This window comes from Rheinheimera sp., from assembly GCF_037442345.1.
Lineage (GTDB): Bacteria > Pseudomonadota > Gammaproteobacteria > Enterobacterales > Alteromonadaceae > Pararheinheimera.
Genome location: NZ_JBBIQL010000003.1, coordinates 18151 through 37141, shown reverse-complemented (window position 1 = coordinate 37141; position 18991 = coordinate 18151). Strand labels below are relative to the sequence as shown.

Annotated in this window: 18 protein-coding genes; 3 read left to right on the top strand and 15 right to left on the bottom strand. The window is 54.6% G+C overall.

Annotation, left to right across the window (positions count from 1 at the left end; all coding sequences use genetic code 11):
• Positions 1–8: 8 nt before the first annotated feature.
• From WKJ04_RS02160 to WKJ04_RS02125, 8 genes are all read right to left on the bottom strand, one after another.
• Positions 9–2303, bottom strand: a complete 2295-nt coding sequence (locus WKJ04_RS02160; RefSeq protein WP_337878903.1) for a circularly permuted type 2 ATP-grasp protein — start codon at positions 2301–2303, stop codon at positions 9–11.
• Positions 2300–3262 carry an alpha-E domain-containing protein gene (locus WKJ04_RS02155; protein ID WP_337878902.1) on the bottom strand — a complete coding sequence of 321 codons (963 nt, stop codon included), beginning with the start codon at positions 3260–3262 and terminating at the stop codon, positions 2300–2302. Before WKJ04_RS02155 ends, WKJ04_RS02160 begins: the two co-directional genes overlap by 4 nt.
• A 3-nt stretch (positions 3263–3265) precedes the next feature.
• Positions 3266–4717, bottom strand: coding sequence for a circularly permuted type 2 ATP-grasp protein (locus WKJ04_RS02150; RefSeq protein WP_337878901.1), 1452 nt, complete (start codon positions 4715–4717; stop codon positions 3266–3268).
• A 617-nt stretch (positions 4718–5334) separates the two neighbouring features.
• Entirely contained in the window at positions 5335–6393 is a 1059-nt protein-coding gene (locus tag WKJ04_RS02145) for a succinylglutamate desuccinylase/aspartoacylase family protein (RefSeq protein ID WP_337878900.1), read from the bottom strand.
• Positions 6393–7301, bottom strand: a complete 909-nt coding sequence (gene rimK / locus WKJ04_RS02140; protein ID WP_337878899.1) for a 30S ribosomal protein S6--L-glutamate ligase — start codon at positions 7299–7301, stop codon at positions 6393–6395. The genes WKJ04_RS02145 and rimK overlap by 1 nt, the downstream gene beginning before the upstream one ends.
• Positions 7302–7374: 73 nt before the next feature.
• Positions 7375–8721, bottom strand: coding sequence for a magnesium transporter (locus tag WKJ04_RS02135; RefSeq protein ID WP_337878898.1), 1347 nt, complete (start codon positions 8719–8721; stop codon positions 7375–7377).
• An 18-nt stretch (positions 8722–8739) separates the two neighbouring features.
• The gene (locus tag WKJ04_RS02130; protein ID WP_337878897.1) at positions 8740–9753 is read right to left on the bottom strand and encodes a magnesium transporter CorA family protein; all 1014 of its coding nucleotides are present in this window, start codon (positions 9751–9753) and stop codon (positions 8740–8742) included.
• A gap of 70 nt (positions 9754–9823) precedes the next feature.
• Entirely contained in the window at positions 9824–11659 is a 1836-nt protein-coding gene (locus WKJ04_RS02125; RefSeq protein WP_337878896.1) for a DUF885 domain-containing protein, read from the bottom strand.
• Positions 11660–11785: 126 nt separating this feature from the next.
• Here WKJ04_RS02125 and WKJ04_RS02120 point away from each other — a divergent pair, with 126 nt between their 5' ends.
• On the top strand, positions 11786–12205 hold the full coding sequence (locus tag WKJ04_RS02120; RefSeq protein ID WP_337878895.1) for an HIT domain-containing protein: 420 nt from the start codon (positions 11786–11788) through the stop codon (positions 12203–12205).
• Between the two features lie 6 nt (positions 12206–12211).
• Here the strand turns inward: WKJ04_RS02120 and hemW are convergent, their stop codons facing one another.
• From hemW to WKJ04_RS02085, 7 genes are read right to left on the bottom strand one after another with little or no spacing between them, the layout of a single operon-like run.
• On the bottom strand, positions 12212–13354 hold the full coding sequence (gene hemW / locus WKJ04_RS02115; protein ID WP_337878894.1) for a radical SAM family heme chaperone HemW: 1143 nt from the start codon (positions 13352–13354) through the stop codon (positions 12212–12214).
• Positions 13351–13947, bottom strand: coding sequence for an RdgB/HAM1 family non-canonical purine NTP pyrophosphatase (rdgB, locus tag WKJ04_RS02110; protein ID WP_337878893.1), 597 nt, complete (start codon positions 13945–13947; stop codon positions 13351–13353). Before rdgB ends, hemW begins: the two co-directional genes overlap by 4 nt.
• 32 nt (positions 13948–13979) lie before the next feature.
• On the bottom strand, positions 13980–14405 hold the full coding sequence (locus WKJ04_RS02105; protein ID WP_337878892.1) for a DUF4426 domain-containing protein: 426 nt from the start codon (positions 14403–14405) through the stop codon (positions 13980–13982).
• Positions 14402–14695: a DUF167 family protein gene (locus tag WKJ04_RS02100; protein ID WP_337878891.1), complete on the bottom strand. Its 294-nt coding sequence runs from the start codon at positions 14693–14695 to the stop codon at positions 14402–14404. Before WKJ04_RS02100 ends, WKJ04_RS02105 begins: the two co-directional genes overlap by 4 nt.
• A gap of 3 nt (positions 14696–14698) precedes the next feature.
• The gene (locus WKJ04_RS02095) at positions 14699–15241 is read right to left on the bottom strand and encodes a YggT family protein (protein ID WP_337878890.1); all 543 of its coding nucleotides are present in this window, start codon (positions 15239–15241) and stop codon (positions 14699–14701) included.
• A gap of 8 nt (positions 15242–15249) precedes the next feature.
• Positions 15250–16065, bottom strand: coding sequence for a pyrroline-5-carboxylate reductase (proC, locus tag WKJ04_RS02090; RefSeq protein ID WP_337878889.1), 816 nt, complete (start codon positions 16063–16065; stop codon positions 15250–15252).
• Positions 16062–16748 (bottom strand): YggS family pyridoxal phosphate-dependent enzyme, encoded by a 687-nt coding sequence (locus tag WKJ04_RS02085; RefSeq protein ID WP_337878888.1) that lies wholly within the window; start codon positions 16746–16748, stop codon positions 16062–16064. Before WKJ04_RS02085 ends, proC begins: the two co-directional genes overlap by 4 nt.
• A 27-nt stretch (positions 16749–16775) precedes the next feature.
• On the opposite strand from WKJ04_RS02085, the gene WKJ04_RS02080 reads away from it, so the two are divergent.
• Positions 16776–17867 (top strand): type IV pilus twitching motility protein PilT, encoded by a 1092-nt coding sequence (locus WKJ04_RS02080; protein WP_337878887.1) that lies wholly within the window; start codon positions 16776–16778, stop codon positions 17865–17867.
• 3 nt (positions 17868–17870) lie between these two features.
• A complete protein-coding gene (locus WKJ04_RS02075) occupies positions 17871–18989 on the top strand; it encodes a PilT/PilU family type 4a pilus ATPase (RefSeq protein WP_337878886.1) in 1119 nt (372 codons plus the stop codon).
• Positions 18990–18991 lie beyond the last annotated feature (2 nt).

The window sequence follows — 18991 nt, the reverse complement described above, 5'->3', positions numbered from 1 at the left end:
CGGCTCTCTCACCACTGCTGCCAGCGCCAGCTGGGTTCTGCATGACTGAAATAACTGTGAGTGATTTGCTCCGACAGCTGGCGTAGCAGCTGTTGCAGCTCGAACAGCATGGATTTAAGCCCCGGGCTGGCCTGTTGCTCTGCCGTCAACAGCACGTCGGCTTCCAGACCGAAGAAGGATTTGAGCTGTTGCAGTAAGGCCAGGCTATGGCTGTTTTGTCCGTCATTGCTGGGCAACAGGCTGAGCAAGCCTTCCAGTTGGCTGACACCAAAACAGACAGAACGGGGGGTGCTGTCGTCCAGCAGCAATAAATCCAGCACTGCGAGCGGATGCAGTTCAGAGCCATAGCGGCGTCTGTACGTGACCTGAGTATCGGTCAGCCGCAACAAGGCCTCCTGCAGGCTGGCGCTGATGCTCTGGGGCTGACAAAAACAACTCTGCAATAAGTGACTCATTTGCAGCGCCCGTTCCAGATGCTGGCCAGCCTGCAGAAAATTCAGGCCGGGTGTACGGGTCATGGTTTCATTGTTCATGCCATAGATAGCGGTCTGCAACAGCAACAGTTGGTCTAACTGACGAACCAGGGCGGCAGGTTGCCATTGGGTTTCGGCGGACCAGCTCTGGCGCTGCAACTGTTCCAGCACGTACCAGCTGTCTTCGCTGATGTATTCCCGCACCGACATTGTGTTGTAGAGTACTGCGCTGAGCGCTTTTGGCAGGCTGCCCGGCGCCGTAGGACTGCACAGCTGCGCCAGACCGTGCTGCAGCCAGTTGGCGGCCTGCTTAGGTGCTGTTAAAGCTGTGGCGCCATTGGCAAACAGACAAAATTGCAGCAAGGCCCGGCTGTCCGCAGTGGCCAGACTTTGTTCCAGCACCGCCATCTGGACCAGCTGACGCACGACCCGGCTCATCAGGTTCAGCCGTTCGTTGTAGCGGCCAAGCCAAAATAAATGATCGGCGATCCGGCTGGGTAACACCCCTGAACTGCGGTTCAGCCGGACATGCTGCCGCCCTGGTCGCCACAGACTTTGCTGATCGGCCGATTGGCCTGCAAACCAGACATCGCGGTACAGTGGGCTGTCAGCCTGGCCCTGTTGTTGAGCCAGGGCGCCGGGCAGCACAGAAATGTGTCCCTGCTGATCCAGGCTGAACAATTGCAGACTGAGTGGGGCATCTCCCTCCGTGCCTGGCTGCGACTGAAACAGCACAAAATCGGCGCTCTGCAGCTGCAGCTGTTCCCGCCAGGCCTGCTGGGCAGTACTGTCCAGCTCAGACCAGTGCAGTAAGCGATGGCTGCTGATTTGATACAGCTGGCAGCCTGGCTCAAGCCTGGATGGCAACTCGTGCTGCCCCCCCCAGTAACAGGGCAGGGCAGGGAGCAGCAGCTCTTCGCCCAATAAATGCCGGCAAAGTTGAGGCAGAAATACCTGCAGCAACGGGTGCTGCACCAGGCTGGCCCCGGGCGGGTTGATCATCTGGAGCTGCTGTTGCCTGATGCTTTGCACCAAGCCGGCAGGGCCGAGGCCGGAGTGGTTCAGTTCCAGTGCATCCCGCTCTGCATCGGGCAGTGCGCACAACAAGGCATGCAGCGGTTTCAGGCCTGTCACGGTTTTTAAATGCAAGGCACCATCCTTAAACATCAGATCGGCGCTTTGCAGCAAAGGCAAATCCAGATAACCGGCCAAAAAATTCAACTCGGCGTAAAACGGGTCGGCTTTACCTGCGCAGAGCAGTCCACCTTGGGCCTGATTGTTCTCTGTGTCATGCAGTAATTGCTTTAAATCGCGGAAAAACTGCGCCAGATGCAGCCGTTTGGGCAAGTGCTTGCCGGGCAGCTGCAGCTGGTTCATGGCCAGGCGGTGCTGAACCACCAAACCCAACCCAAGCGGGCTGCTGTGTTGCTGCCTGACAAAAAAGCGGCCATCGGATGTGCTGCCCAATTCAATGGAAAACAAGCTCAGCCAGGGCTTGTTGCTTTGCTGCAGCTGATGACAGGGCAGCAGGAACAGCGGGCTGGACAGCAGTTCTGCAGCGGGCAACAGGCCCTGACGCAGTAGTTGTTGTTCGCCATAGAGATCGGCCAGTACCAGATTGAGCAGCCGATGCCGCTGCGCCAGGCCCCGTTGTAGCGGGTGCCACTGGTCGGGGCTTAGCAGCAAAGGCCGGGCCGACAGCTGCCCGAGCGGCGGTGCGGCAGGGTTGAGCTCCTGCAACTGGCGGTTCAGCTCCTGCTGCAGCATGGCCTGTTCGGTCTCTGAGCGCGAGCCCCACCACTGGTCCAGTGCATTGACCGTCCTATTCATGCCGTCAACTGGTCCAGGTTATGTGCCAGTTCGACTGAACCTGCCGCCAGGATCACCTGATGCAACAGAATAAGGCCTGACTGAATTTGATCAATCAGCTGGTGCAGCTGCGCCGTGGATAACTCCCCCAGCTGTTCGGTCTGGATCAGGTCCTGCAGCAACCAGACCTGCTGCAATATCGCGGTGCTGTGCGGCATGGCTTTCGCCGACGCGGCCACCCGGTTCAGGCAGTAACGGATGGAACGCGGGAAATCAGCGTACCCCAGCAGGTAATCGACGGCGTCGGCGTCGCCACCATGTTGCGCCTGATAGTACTGGTACGATTCAACGCCGCCGAGCGCGTTAAGCACCGACAGCCAGCGAAAGCGCGGGCGCTTGATGTCGGTGGGTTGCAGCTGCTGCAGCACCATCACATCCATAATGCGGGTGGTCATATCGGCGCGTTCCAGATGCCGCCCCAGGTTAAAGGCGTCGAAGGCATCCGAGCGCAACATGGTGCCATCCAGCACCCCAACCACCATCTGGCAACGTCGGGTAATTTCGGTCATCAGCCGGTAACGCTGCTGGCGGCTGGGCAGGGTTTCGCATTCGGCCTGAATAAATAAATCCAGAGTGTTCAGTTCTTCCCACATATCCCGTGGCAACAAGGGGCGGATGGTGCGGGCATTGCGTTTGAGCGCACTGCTGACAGAACGTAATGACAGCGCACTGTCGGCGCTGGTTAATAACACCTGCATGACCTGCTGCTCTGTGGTGAAGCCCTGGTCTGGTGCTTCGGTGCTCAGCAGTTGCCGGCTGTCTTCGCCCAGTACTTCAATCAGCAAAGGCCAGCTGACCTGGCTGTCTTTGTGGCTGTCGATCAGTAACTGACTGGTGGCATTGATCAGGCGGGCTGTATCATCCAGCCGTTCCAGGTAACGGCCTAACCAAAACACATGGTCGAGTGATTTCAGTAACATAATTCAGACCTCGTCGTTGATGATCCAGGTGTCTTTACTGCCGCCACCCTGAGATGAATTGACAACCAAAGAACCCCGTTTTAATGCCACCCGGCTTAAGCCGCCTGTGGTGCAATAAAGTTCTGCCCCCTGCAGAATAAAAGGCCGCAAGTCCAGATGGCGGGGCTCCAGTACGCCGTCGCACAAAGTGGGTGCCGTAGACAAAGCCAGTGTTGGCTGCGCAATAAAATTGCGCGGATTGGCGCGAATTTGCCCGGCCATGGCCTGCCGTTCCTGCTCAGTGGCGCGGGGCCCGATTAAGATGCCGTAACCGCCCGATTCATTGGCCGGTTTCACCACCAGTTTATCGAGGTTTGCCAGCACATAGCCGCGTTGTTTTTCGTCCAGGCACAGGTAAGTCGGCACATTGTCTATTTTGGGTTGCTCGCCCAGATAATACTGAATGATTTGTGGCACATAAGCATAAATGACTTTGTCGTCGGCCACCCCTGAGCCCGGCGCATTGGCAATGGCCACCTGACCTTTGGCCCAGGCGCGGATCAGGCCAGGCACACCGAGCGCTGAATCGGGTCTGAAAACCTGCGGGTCAATAAACACATCGTCCACCCGGCGGTAAATGACATCGACCTGCTGCAGGCCCCGCAGGGTTTTCATATAGACATGATCGTCCTGCACCAGCAGGTCGGTGTTTTCCACCAGCGGCACGCCCATTTGCTGGGCGAGAAAACTGTGCTCAAAATAAGCCGAATTAAACACACCGGGGGTCAGCACCACTATGGTTGGCACCTCGCCCTGACGGGGTGACAAGGAGGCCAGCATTCGCCACAGCTGATGCGGGTAATCATCGACCGGGTAAATAAAGGAGTCGGCAAACAGCTCTGGAAACACCCGTTTCATCACGGTACGGTTTTCCAGCATATAAGACACTCCCGAAGGCACCCGCAGGTTGTCCTCCAGCACCAGAAAGCGGCCGTCACTGTCGCGGACCAGATCGGTGCCACAGATGTGGGCCCACACGCCATAACGGGGCGAAATGCCCCGGCATGGTGCAAGGTAATTGCGTGAATCCAGCACCAAATCGGCGGGCACTATGCCGTCTTTGAGGATTTTTTGCTCGTGGTATAAATCGTCGATAAACAGATTCAGTGCACGCAGACGTTGGGTTAAGCCTTCGCTGGCTTGCCGCCACTCGCTGTAAGGAATGGTCCGTGGCACCACATCCAGTGGCCAGGCTCTGTCGATATTCTGCCCCTCCGAATACAGGGTAAAACAAACGCCCATTGAGCTAATTGTTTGATTTAAAAGCTCTTGTCTTTGGCAGAGCTCGTCGGGGCCATGGCGGTGAATAAAGCGGCTGATGCCACTGGCCTGAGGGCGTGCCTGGCCCTCGTTGTCCACCAGCTCGTCAAAACACCCCGCTGTGCTCTGGTAATCCCTGAATGCAGACTCACTCATGTGCTCTCCCGTCCCCTGAAGCGGCAAAGGTGCCCCCCTGCGCTGCTGTTGTTCTACCCGGGAGAAGAGCAAAGCCTGTGCCAAAAGCAAATTGGGTAGGGCGGGCCCCTTCCTGTGCACCCAGTAGCCTCTGCCTGCCTTGGTGCGCGTTTGGCCATAATGGCAAAGCCTGACAACCGAAATGTCCGCTCGTGGGGGATGCAAAGGCAAGAATTAGTCTTTATGGCTTTCAACAGGCGGTTTCTGCATTTTCACGCTTTGAAGCGTATGGGGCATCAATAGGTTCTGAAGAGCAGCGGCATTCTGCTGCAGCCACTCAGCTTTTAATCTGGAGGAAATCTCTTTCTCCAGCGCTTTTTTTCATTGTCGCGGACAAATTGATATTAAGGCGCTTAGCTTCAGCAAGTAACTCACTGTTTAAGCTAAGATTTGTGGCCCACTTTTTGAGGGGACATTCAGGGCTTGAGCGCTAAAGGTGGTTTTCATAACGTCACTCTGTGCGTATTTGTGATGCGCATGAATTGTAGTGGTGAACATGGCATCTCATAAACACATTGTATTACCGGCCAAAAACGCTGGCTGCAACGCCAAACTGCTGTACTGCCTGAATTTGGGCGTTAAACCAAACTAATTTCAGTGCCCAAGACCGGTGGCATGGCGGCGTCCACTTCGTCCACTATGGCGTCCAGGGTTTTTTCGGCTTCTTCCAGTTCGCTGACCTCAGCGATATGGAACAGTGCTTCGCCTTCGTTGACCAGTGGCAGGTTGTTACGGCCAATCACAATGCCGCTGAAGCTGGCGGTGACCGCCACTTCAAAATCGGAGTAGGGGCTGTAGATATGCGCCAGCACATCCCCTTGTTGCACGGCCTGGCCTAAGGTCACGTAATAACGGGCGATGCCGTCATGTTCAGCGCGGATCCAGCTGCTTTTTTTGGTGAAGAGCGAGCGGGTGCGTGGTGCTGTTTTGCGGCCGGTCAGCATGCCCAGATGCTGCATCACATTGAGAATGCCGCGCACGCCGATATTGATGGACTGCTCGTCAAAACGCAGGGCTTCACCGGCTTCGTACAGAATAATAGGAATACCCAGACTGTTGGCGGTGCCGCGCATGGTGCCGTCGCGGCTGGCGGCTTTGACAATAATAGGGGCGTTAAAAACTTCCGCCATTTGCAGCGCCATTTTGTCTTTGGCACTGGCCCGCACCTGGGACAGGTTGCTGCGGTGAATGGCACCAGTGTGCAGGTCTATCACATACTGGCTTTTCTTCAGAATATGTTCGGTAAACTGCCAGGCCATGCGGCTGCCTAAAGAACCTTTTTCGCTGCCGGGAAAGCTGCGGTTTAAATCGCGCCTGTCGGGTAAATAACGGCTTTGTTGCACAAAGCCGTAGGTGTTGACGATAGGCACCACCACTAAGGTGCCTTTCAGCTGATTCAGCTTGGGAATTTTCAGCAGGCGGCGGCAGATTTCCACCCCATTGATTTCATCGCCATGCAAAGCGGCCGTGACCAACAGCACAGGGCCGGGTTTTTTACCATGCACCACATGAGCACCTATGTTGAGCTCAGTGTGGGTGTAGAGTTTGCCAAAAGGGATATCGACCACAGCACGGCTGCCGGCTTTGATCCGGCTGCCGGCCAGCTCAAAGTCGGTCACTGAAGGGCTGCTTAGCATCAGACTGTCCTCTTTTTTGTGCGTTTTTGCTGTTTTTCCACCTGGTGCTCCAGGTAGCCAATGATCAGACCGGCCACATCAATGGCGGTGGCACCTTCAATGCCTTCGAGGCCAGGAGAAGCATTCACTTCCATCACCACAGGGCCGTTGTGGGAGCGCAGAATATCCACCCCGGCCACTTCCAGCCCAATGCTTTTGGCGGCGGCCAGGGCGGTGCGTTTTTCCGCAGCGCTGAGTTTCACCAGACTGGCGGTACCACCCCGGTGCAGGTTGGAGCGAAATTCACCGGCTTTGGCCTGACGTTTAATTGCAGCGACAATTTTATTGCCCACCACAAAACAGCGGATGTCGGCACCATTGGCTTCTTTGATGTACTGCTGCACCAGAATATTGGCGTTGAGGCCCATAAAAGCTTCAATCACGCTTTCGGCGGCGGTGCGGGTTTCGGCCAGCACCACCCCAATGCCCTGAGTGCCTTCGAGCAGTTTGATCACCAGGGGGGCGCCGCCGACCATATCTATCAAATCCGGAATATCGCCGGGTTTGTCGGCAAACCCCGTAATGGGCAACCCGATGCCGTCGCGGGCCAGCAGTTGCAAGGAGCAGAGTTTGTCGCGGGCACGGCTGATGGCCGCTGATTCGTTCAGCGCATAAACGCCCATCATTTCAAACTGGCGCAGCACCGCAGTGCCGTAAAAGGTAATAGAGGAGCCGACACGGGGGATCACCGCATCAAAACCATCCAGGTTACGGCCTTTGTAGTGGATGGCCGAACGGGTCTGGTTAATGTTCATATAACACATCAGCGGGTCTATCACCTCAATCTGATGGCCACGGGCTTCGGCGGCTTCCACCAGCCGCTGGGTTGAATACAATTCACGGTTTCGCGACAACACAGCAATTTTCATACAGCACTCACGCCTGTTCACTGAGGCCTATTGTAGTGGGGCCAAGGGGATTTATCAGCAAGTGCCTGAAAAATTACAGTAAAAATAACGAGCCTAAACCAAGAAACGCGAAGAAACCAATCACGTCTGTGACAGTGGTTAAAATGACCGAACCCGACAAGGCAGGGTCAATTTTGGCTTTTTCCAGCCAGACCGGGATCACCACCCCAGACAAGGCGGCCACGGATATATTAATCACAATGGCCATTGCTATCACTGCAGCAATAATCCAGTCGCCAAACCAGAGGTAAGTGGTGCCGGCTATCACCAGGGCCCAGAGCGCTCCGTTCATTGCACCGACACTCAATTCTTTGCGAAACAAGGTCCAGTAGGTTTGTGGCGTGATTTGCCCCAGTGCCAGGCCGCGGATAATCAGGGTTAAGGTCTGGCTGCCGGCAATACCGCCCATAGAGGCCACTATGGGCATCAGAACCGCCAGCGCCACCACCTGCTGCAAGGTGGCTTCAAACAGGCCTATGGTCCAGGCCGCGAGGAAGGCTGTCAGCAGGTTAATACCCAGCCATAATGCCCGGCGTTTGGCGCTTTGGATCACCGGGGCAAACAAGTCTTCTTCTTCGCCTAAACCTGCGGTATGCATAAACTGGCTTTCCAGGCTGCGCCGCACGTTTTCCAGCGCTTCGCCGATAGACAAACGGCCCAGCAGCTTGTCTTCCTCATCCAGCACCGCCAACGCACTATACCCGGAGCGGGCGACCATGTCGGATCCTTCGTTCAGGTCCATCGCGCCCCGCACCACAGGTGCCTCATCGTCAATAAATTCAACCACAGGCAAATGATTGGGTTTGCCTAATAAACGAATGCCATGCAAAAGCCCGACATAACGGCCGGTGCGGTCCACCACAAACAGCGCTTCCTGGTATTCAGCGTCTTCCTCAACTTTGGTAAACAAACGCACTGCGTCCCGCACTTTGGCGTTTTTTGACAGGATCAGCACGTCATGGTCGGCATAACGACCACACTGTTCTTCATCGTAGGTCAGTGCCTGGTCCAGCCATTGCTTTTCCTGCAAATCCAGCCGCGAACAGGCGTATTGGTAGATATGGTCTGGCAGTTCATCCAGCAGTTCAATCAGGTCATCGACATCAATTTCCGCGACCAGTGTCTGCAGCTGGTCAGTATCAAGCTGGCGGAAAATATTGACCCTGGCGTCGACCCGCATATAAGTCAGGGATTCAATTTGTTGCTCGTTCGATAAGGTCAGCCAGGTGGCCAGACGCTGCTCCAGCGGCATGGCTTCCAGGGCAAAGGCAATTTCTTCCGGCTCCAGCTCTTCCAGCCGTTCGGCTAACTGCTCTGTTTCGTTTTCATCAAAACTGTCGCGGACAATTTCCTGAATATCCAGCGGTGTATTTTCGACCATCTGCAACTCCTTGGGCTGTTACCACCACCGGCGAACCTTAAACCAAACCAACAATCCCACAGCGACCCCCAGCATCACGGCCAGGGTCAGATGATAGCCCCACTGTGTTTCAAGTTCCGGCATGTACTTAAAATTCATGCCATAGACACCGGCGATAAAGGTCAGTGGCACAAAAACCGCCGTTAAAATGGTCAGCACCTTCATTTTTTCGTTGATCTGGTGCGACGAGGTCGACATATAGCCGTCGACTAAATCGGACAACTGGTCATAGTACATTTGCACCATGCTGTGCAGCCGTTCGAATTTTTCATAAAAATCACGCAGTTCCACCCGTTCAAACAAGAGCCGGAACGGATGGCTGTCGTCCTCTTCGTACAGCAGGTCGGCAAAGATATCTTTCTGATAAGCGAGGTTTCGGTCTATTTTGCGAAAAACAGAGCGAAATTTCATGATCTGCGCCATCCGCTGATCATTGCCGTTGCTTTGCATCGCATCTTCCAGATCCCCCAGTTCCTCTTCAAACTGGATCAGTTTATGTAAGTAAGACGCCGAGACGGCATAAATGCACTGTTTAACCCAGCCTTTGGTATCCAGGCCTTTGAGCGTGCTGAAGGGCAACAGAATGTGTGGCGCTGGTGCCTGACTGTAAAACTTTACCAGCATCACCTGCTCATTAAACAACAGGTTCAGTTGGCAGTGACCGGGGTAATCTGAGAAATCTGTGGCAGCAAAACCACGCAAAATCAGTAACTGAAACGAATTACTGGTGTCCAGTTTGGGGGGATGGCGGTCCCGTAAAAAATCTTCGGCAATGACAGGGTGAATACGGAACAGCTCCAGCACCTGCTGCTGTTCCAGCGCTGTGGCATCAGTCAGATTGATCCAGAATCGGCTGCCTTGCAGCAAAGGCAAACGCACAGTGGCAAAATCACCGATTTGCCATTGCTGTTGTTCGGGGCAGTACTGATGCAGTTCAATCATAGGAGCTTCCGACTGCTGGCCGTCTGAGACGGCAAAAACTGTCCTCAGCATAAGAAAAACAGGGGCTTAATGCAAATGCACAGCCCCTGCCACAGAACGGTTTGCTGGTATTTTCAGCAGTTTAGCTTTGGTTGGTCCTGATATAGTGATCGATCATCAGCTCCAGTGTATCCAAAGGCAAAGCACCGTTTTTTAACACCACATCGTGGAATTGGCGGATATCGAATTTTTCGCCCAATGCGGTTTTGGCTTTTTCCCGCAGTTCCAGCAGTTTCAGCATACCGACGGTGTAAGCCGTTGCCTGACCCGGCATCACTATATACCGCTCAATGGCATTAATGGCTTCGCCTTCCGAGTTGGGGGTATTGTCTTTTAAGTACGCAATGGCCTGCTCGCGACTCCACTTTTTGTCATGCAGGCCTGTATCCACCACCAGACGGCAGGCGCGCCACAGCTCCATGGCTAAACGGCCAAAGTCGGAGTAGGGGTCCTGATACAGGCCAATCTCTTTAGGCAGCAGCTCAGTGTACAAACCCCAGCCTTCGATATAAGCGGTGTAACGGCCAAAACGGCGGAACTTGGGCACATTTTCCAGTTCTTGCGCGATCGCAATTTGCATATGGTGACCGGGGATCCCTTCATGGTACGCCAACGCTTCCAGTTGGTATTTGGGCATGCCATTCATCCGGTACAGATTGGCGTAATAGGTTCCAGGGCGGCTGCCATCGGCTGCGGGAGGCTGATAAAAGGCCTTGCCTGCCGATTGTTCACGGAAGGCCTCGACGGCTTTGACCACCAGATCGGCTTTGGGCTTCACCAGAAACAGCTGGTCCAGCCGGCCTTTCATATCGTCAATCACCCGGGTGGCTTCGGCCAGATAGGCGGTTTTGCCTTCGGCGGTGTCCGGGTAATAAAACCGCGGATCGTCGCGCATAAAGGCGAAAAACTGCGGCAAATCACCTTGAAAGCCGGTCTTTTGCATAATGGCTTTCATTTCACCATGAATACGGGCTACTTCAGACAAACCCAGCTGATGAATTTTTTCGGCGCTGTAATCGGTGGTGGTGATGGTTTTCAGCCGGTAGGCATAAAACTCATTGCCTTCCTTAAAGCGCCAGACGCCATCTTCAGTGCCGGCCACTTTTTCAAGCTCGGTCAGATAGGCTATCAGGTTCTGATAGGCTGGGGCCACACTGCCGGTCAGTGCCAGCTCGGCTTCTTTCACCAGCAAGTCTTTCGCGCTTTGTTCCATGTCCAGTTTTTGCACTTTGCTGCGAAAATCGGCGAGTAAGGTACTGTCGGCACCTCCATCAAAAGGGGCTCCCGTAATAATATTTCGGCTGGCGCCAATGACATGAGCGAATACAAATTTCGGTGGCAGAATGCCGGCGTCAGCTCTGATCTGCAATTGCTGTTGCAGTTGTTTGAAATAAGGCAACACGTTTTTCAACCGGCCAATATAGGCTTTGGCGTCGGCTTCGTTATCAATGCGGTGCTGGTTGATCAGTAAATCCGGCACATTGGAATGCACACCGTACATCTGATTGACCGGGTAGCTGTACAAATGCCAACGGTCGGCGTCCAGCTGCTGCTGCAACTGGCTTTGCAGCAGCTGTAAACTCAGCTGACGCTGGCTGTCCAGGCTTTCCACATTCAGCGCAGAGAGGCGCTGCAGCTGTTGCCTGGCCATCTCCAGATCCGCCTGACGGCGCCGGTCGGATAAATCGTCCCACTGGTCGTAGTTGGTTTTCTGGCCTAATGAAGTTTGCGTTTCCGGGCTGGTCGCCACCTGCTCATCAAAAATAGCGTCAAACAAGGCGTCGGCTTTTTCGTTTTCGGATTTTAAAGCCACACTCTGTTCTGCCGCTGTTGGCTGTTCAATCTTGGGGGGAGTGGTCGGGTTGCAGGCACTGAGTAGCGCGACAGCGATAGCTGCCGCAAGCGCATGGTGTTTCATTGGATCATCCTGATTGTTGTCATTCTGGTGTTACTACACCATCTGCAGCGCTTTGTTTCAAGCCTTGTCTGTTCAGAGCTGGCCAGGCTGCGGTAAGCTAAAGGCTCGTATGATTGGAGGTAATCAATGCAACAGAATTATGACGACACCAATATTTTCGCCCGTATTTTGCGTGGTGAAATTCCGGCCTTTAAAGTGTATGAAGATGAGCAGACATTGGCCTTTATGGACATCATGCCGCAAATTCGTGGCCATGTGCTGGTGATCCCGAAAGAGCCGGCGGTCACAGTGTTTGAAATGTCAGCTGAAGCGAGCCTGGCCTGTATGCACACAGTGCAAAAAGTTGGTAAGGCGATCATCCAGGCGCTGGATGCCCCGGGCATTACGCTGTTTCAGCAAAATGGTGCGGGTATTGGCCAGACAGTGCCGCATGCGCATTTTCATTTACTGCCGGGTTCGGTGTTTGCGCTCAAAGGCCATCAGGCCGAAATGGGCAATATGGATGAGCTAAAAGCGCTGGCGGCCCAAATAGCGGCAGCGCTTTAATCCTGGTCAGAGGAAGAGTTCCAGCAAATCGTTCAGGTAACGCACGCCTTTGGGCGTGATTTGCCACTCGTTGTCTCGCAGTGCGAGCAAACCTAAAACACCGGCTTGGTGCAAAGCTGGTTCAACAGCACTGAGCGATACACCGGTCAGACTGGTGAAATCTGTTGTCGGGCAGGCTTCGAGCAAACGGAAGCGGTTCATAAAAAACTCAAAAGGCCGGTCTTCAGGCGCTACGCTGCTGCGGCTGTCCAGGTAGCCCTTGCTTAAATCCATATAGCCCTTGGGGTGTTTGATTTTTACCGTCCTGACAATATCGTTTTGTTCAGGCAGGGTAATTTTGCCGTGTGCACCACAGCCAATTCCCAGGTAATCACCAAAACGCCAGTAATTCAGGTTATGCCGGCACTGATAACCAGCTTTGGCATAGGCCGAAGTTTCGTATTGCAGGTAACCCTGGGCAGTCAGCAGCGCATGGCCTTGCTCCTGGATGTCCCACAGCGCTTCGTCTTCCGGCAGTTTGGGCGGGCGGGAAGCAAAAGCCGTGTTGGGCTCAATGGTGAGCTGGTACCAGGACAGATGCGGTGGCTGCAGCGCTATAGCCTGCTGCAAATCCGCAAGGGCACCGTCGACGTTTTGTTGTGGCAAGCCGTGCATTAAATCCAGATTAAAACTTTGCAGCGGCAGTTGCTGAGCCAGTGTGGCGGCCGCTTTGGCTTCATCACTGTTATGAATGCGGCCAAGGGCTTTCAGTTGGTCTGCCTGAAAGCTTTGCACCCCAATAGAGAAGCGGGTGACCCCGGCCTGCACATAAGCGGCAAAACGAGCGGCTTCGACGGTGCCGGGGTTGGCTTCCATGGTGATTTCGCAGTCGGCAGCGAGCTGAAGCCGCTGACGCACCCCGTCCAGTAAGGCCTGAATAGCGTCGCCGCTGAAGGTGCTGGGGGTGCCGCCGCCGATAAAAATGCTGTGAATGGTCCGGCCCTGGACATAGGACAAATCCTGCTCCAGATCCGCCAGCAGATGCGCCAGGTATTCCTGCTCCGGAATGCCTTGCTTCACCGCGTGAGAGTTAAAGTCACAATAAGGGCACTTCTGTACACACCAGGGGATGTGGATATACAGCGACAGCGGGGGGAGTTGCAGGCTCATGCGCCAGCCTGTAACTGGCTGAGCAGCAGCTTCAGGGCTTTGGCTCTGTGGCTGAGCTGCTTTTTTTCCCCAGGCGTCAGTTCCGCTGCGGTGCCTTGGGCGTCATCCGGCAAAAACACCGGGTCGTAACCAAAGCCATGGCTGCCTTGTGGTTCAAATGCAATCTGGCCGCGCCAGATGCCATGGGCAATCAGTGGCACCGGGTCGTCCGCATGGCGGACAAAGGCCAACACACAGTGAAACTGGGCCTGACGCTGGCCTGACGGAACCTGGCTTAAATCGGCCAGCAGTTTGGTCAGATTGGCCAGGTCGTTGCCATGCGCTCCGGCATAACGGGCGGAATAAATGCCCGGAGCACCGCCCAGCGCATCCACGGCCAGGCCAGAATCGTCGGCCAGGGCTGGCAAACCGGATAGGCGGCTGGCATGACGCGCTTTGAGAATGGCGTTTTCAATAAAACTCAGGCCGTCTTCCACTGCATCGTCGATGGCAAAGGCCGATTGCGGTTGCACGGTAAATTGCAGCGGGGCCAGTAAGTCGGACAATTCGGCCAGCTTGCCTTTATTGCTGGTGGCCAGTACTAAAGTTTGCATTATGGTTCCTGAGTCGAGGGGCAGCACGTCATTTATTCGGTGTAAAAAGTCTGGCTGAATTGCAGTTGCTGTTGCGTCGTGCCCTGACGGATATCAATAAGAAACGTCAGGTGCTGCTCGTTTCGCACTGGCAACTGGGCCAGATAGTAAATGGCATTGCCTTCGGTCACTTGTTTAAAGCTCAGCTCGCTGGTTATACCCATTAAATCCCGTACTTTACCGCTGAGCTCCACCTGTTGGGCCTGCTGATTGCTGCTGTCCAGCACTGAAATATTCAGCAAGGCATTAAAGTGGCTGCGTTCAATACCATAGGTTTTGGCTATGGCCGGATCCAACATAGTGCTGTCCAATGCCATGTAATGGACATCCCAATTCCCTAAGGTTTTTTTCTGCTCAGCCGTTACTCCAGTGCTGAATAAGGACAAAGCCAATAGCATGGTAAACAGATAAGTTTTCATAACGCCTCCAGATATGGGCTGAATTCAGGCGGAACCTGGCAAGGTGGCGCCACGTGCCAGGTTTTTTGCCGGTTGAGTTCGCCTCGGACCAGCTGCAACTGATTTTTACGCACACCAAACCAATCCGCCAATAATTGTTGCAAATAGGCATTGGCCTTACCATCGACCGGCGGCGCCTTGATGGCAATTTTAATGGCACCATCATGCAGGCCAACAAGCTGATCCCGGCTGGCCCCTGGCTGAATATAAAGCCGCAGCTCAAAACCGCCGCCGGGCAGTGGTTTCAGCACCCTTTAGAACCCACGCAACAGACTTTGCAGCAGAATTTGCACAAACTGCAGGCCCAGTAATACCACCAGCACGGATAAATCCAGGCCCCCTAAGCTTGGGATCACACGGCGCACCGGGCGCAGCAGCGGTTCAGTCAGTTGCATCAATACCAGTTCCATTGGGTTACGGCCCTGGCTGAACCAGGACAACAGGGCCCGGATCACCAGTACCCAAAACACCAGTTGAAGTATTTCAGTGACCAGTAGCACCAAAGCCCCCAGTGGCAGGTAGATCACATAGAGCTGTCCCATCTGGAATAACTGTGTCAGTGACACATGCAGCAAACAGATCACAAAAGCCAGCAGCCAGGTTCCGGTGTCAAAACCCCCCAGGCTGGGTAAAAAGCGTCGCAGAGGAATGACGGCCGGATTGGTGGCTTTGACAATAAACTGACTGAACGGGTTATAAAAATCGGCGCGGGCGGCCTGTAACCACAGGCGTAACACCACCACCATCAGATAAAGTTTGATAAGAGTGCTTACCAGGAAAAATAATGCGTCTGTCATAACTTGCCTTATAAAGTTTTGGCCATTTGTTCGGCTCTGTTGATGGCAGCCATCATGGCGGCTTTTACGGTGGTTTCAAGGTTGTGTTGTTTAAAAGTTTCAATGGCTTCGTGGGTGGTTCCGCCTTTGGAGGTGACCTGCGCCCGTAATTCTTCAAAGCTCAGTGGCGTCTGACTGGCCATAGTGGCAGCCCCCAGCGCGGTTTGCGCCACCATGGCTTTGGCTTGCTCTGCGGTAAAACCAAGCTCTTCGCCGACCTGTTGCATCGCCTGCATCAGGTAGAAAAAATAAGCCGGTGCACTGCCAGACACCGCTATCACCGCATTGATTTGCGCTTCGTTATCCAGCCAGACGCTCTGACCGGTGCCGGCAAACATGTCCTGGGTGAATGCCTGCTCGTACACAGAGCAGCGGCTGGGATACAGACCTGTGACGCCAAGCCCGACCAGCGCAGGTGTATTCGGCATGGCCCGCACCAGCCGCACCGGTCCCAGCCATTCTTCGTAGCGACTGACCGGTAAACCGGCCGCCACTGTGATAAACAGTTTCTCTTTGCACTCTGGTGCCTGTGTCGCCAGTTGTTGGCAGACCTCCGCCATCATTTGTGGCTTCACCGACAGCACAATGACATCCGCTTTTTGTGCCGCTATCAGATTGTCGGTGGTGATTTGAATGCCGTACTGCTGCTGCAACTTGTCCAGCTTGTCCGGGCTGCGGTTGGCCGCAATAATATTGTCGGCCGGATAGCCCTGACGGACCATGCCGCCAATAATGCACTGGGCCATATTGCCGGCGCCAATAAAGGCAACTGTGTTATCTCTCATCTGTTGTGGTAATCCCTGGCACCAAAAATAGCTGTGCCTAATCGTATCATAGTTGCGCCGCAAGCCAGAGCGTCTGGCCAGTCATCGGACATTCCCATCGACAATTCAGTCGCCTGAGGGTGCTGTTGCTGCAGCAATGCTGACAGCTCCGCCATGCGGGCAAAGGTGACTTTTCCTGAACCCGGTTCCGGGATCGCCATCAGCCCTTTCAGTTCCAGCCCCGGCAGTTTAGCAACAGCTTGTGCCAGCGCAGGCATGTCGTGCGGGCTGACCCCCGCCTTGCTGTCTTCGGCACTGATATTGATTTGCAGCAGCACCTGCAGAGGCGGCAAATCCGCCGGGCGCTGCGCTGATAAACGTTCAGCAACTTTTAACCGGTCGACACTGTGCACCCAGTGTGCATACCGGGCTATATCGCGGGTTTTATTCGACTGAATGGGGCCGATAAAATGCCATTCCAGTTCCGTCAGCGCCTGCAATTCAGTGGCTTTGTTGACCAGTTCCTGTACATAGTTTTCGCCATAGGCGCGTTGCCCGGCCTGATAGGCCCGGACTATGGCCTCTGCCGGCTTGGTTTTGCTGACGGCGATCAGCCTGACGCGATGAGGCAAGCTGTATTGCCGCTGAATTTGTTGAATTGCCTGTTGGGTCCGCTGCAGGGCTTCTGCTATGTTGTCTGTCATATCCTGTCTAAGGTGTGGAGTAAGCAAATGGATATTACCGAATTACTGGCCTTTAGTGTGCAACATAAAGCCTCGGATTTACATCTGTCAGCTGGTGTACCGCCGCTGATCCGGGTGGACGGCGATGTGCGCAAACTGAATATTCCGGCGCTGGATCACAAAGCGGTGCACTCGCTGGTGTACGACATTATGAACGACAAGCAACGCAAAGAATACGAAGAAAAGCTTGAAAGTGATTTTTCCTTTGAGGTGCCCGGGCTGGCCCGCTTCCGCGTGAATGCATTTGTGCAGAACCGTGGCGCTGCCGCCGTGTTTCGGACTATCCCAAGCACAGTCTTGAGCCTGGAAGACTTAAATGCCCCGGACGTGTTTCGCAGCATAGCGGAGAACCCACGTGGCCTGGTGCTGGTGACAGGGCCGACGGGGTCCGGCAAGTCGACCACACTGGCGGCCATGATTGACTACATCAATGCAACCAAACATCACCATATTCTGACCATTGAAGACCCGATTGAATTTGTGCATCAGAACAAACAAAGCCTGATCAACCAGCGCGAAGTGCACCGCGATACCTACAGCTTCAGCAATGCACTGCGCTCTGCGCTGCGGGAAGACCCTGATGTGATACTGGTGGGCGAAATGCGTGATTTGGAAACTATACGTCTGGCGATGACGGCCGCCGAAACCGGCCATTTGGTATTTGGTACCTTGCACACCACCTCGGCCCCCAAAACCATTGACCGTATTATTGACGTCTTTCCCGGCGAAGAAAAAGCCATGGTGCGTTCCATGTTGTCGGAGTCGTTGCGGGCGGTGATATCCCAGACGCTGCTGAAAAAAAACGGCGGTGGCCGGGTGGCCGCCCACGAAATTATGCTTGGCGTGCCGGCCATCCGTAACCTGATCCGGGAAGATAAAATTGCCCAGATGTATTCGGTGATCCAGACTGGCGCCGCGCATGGCATGCAGACCATGGATCAGTGCCTGCAGAATCTGGTCAGCCGCGGCGTGGTCAGTCATCAGGATGCGTTGGCCAAAGCACAGGATAAAAACAGCTTTGGCTCAGCCGGTGGTATAGGTGCCAGCACTGGCAGCGGTTTTGGTGGATTTACGAGGTAAGTTATGCAGCTGATTGATGCATTACACACCATGGTCAGCCGCGGCGCTTCCGATATGTTTGTCACTGCGGGGTTGCCGGTGTCGGCAAAAATTAACGGTGAAATGCAGCCGATTGACGCAGTGGTTCTGACAGCGGATGCGTCGCTTGCTCTGGTGAAGGCGGCGATGACAGAGAAACAACAGCAGCAGTTTGCACGTGACAAGGAATGCAATTTTGCGATAGCCAATGAAGCGGGCCGTTTTCGGGTGTCGGCATTCTGGCAGCGTGATCAGGCGGGTATGGTGGTGCGGCGTATTGTGACTACGATCCCCAAAGCCGATGATTTAGGCCTGCCCCCTGTACTGAAAGACATTATTATGGCGAAACGTGGCCTGGTGCTTTTTGTTGGTGGCACGGGAGCGGGCAAGTCCACCTCGCTGGCGGCGCTGCTTGGGCATCGCAATCAAAACGCCCGTGGCCATATTCTGACCATTGAAGACCCCATTGAATTTGTGCATGAGCATGGCCTTAGCCTGGTGACCCAACGCGAAGTAGGCATTGATACTGAATCCTTTGACGCTGCTCTGAAAAGCTCATTACGCCAGGCCCCTGACGTGATCCTGATAGGGGAAATTCGCAGCCAGGACACAATGGAATACGCCTTGTCCTTTGCTGAAACCGGCCATCTGTGTATTGCCACTTTACATGCCAACAACGCCAATCAGGCAATTGATCGCATTATGCATCTGGTGCCCAAAGAAAAACACGGCAAGCTGTTGTTTGATTTGTCGCTGAATCTGCGGGCCATTGTTGCCCAGCAACTGGTGCCGACCATGGATGGGAAAAAAAGAGTGGCCGCTATTGAGGTTCTGCTGAATTCACCTCTGGTCGCTGAGCTGATTAAGCGGGGCGATATTGGCGAGGTGAAAGCGGTGATGGCGAAGTCGCGTGAATTGGGAATGCAGACTTTTGATCAGGCGTTGTACGACTTGTACAAGGCCGGCCACATCAGCCAGAACGATGCGCTGCATTATGCCGATTCGCCGAATGACTTACGGCTGATGATGAAGCTGCAGGGGGGGCAGACCGGGGCTGGTGGCCTGTCGGGGGTCACTATTGCCGGATTAACGGATCAGCAGTAGCG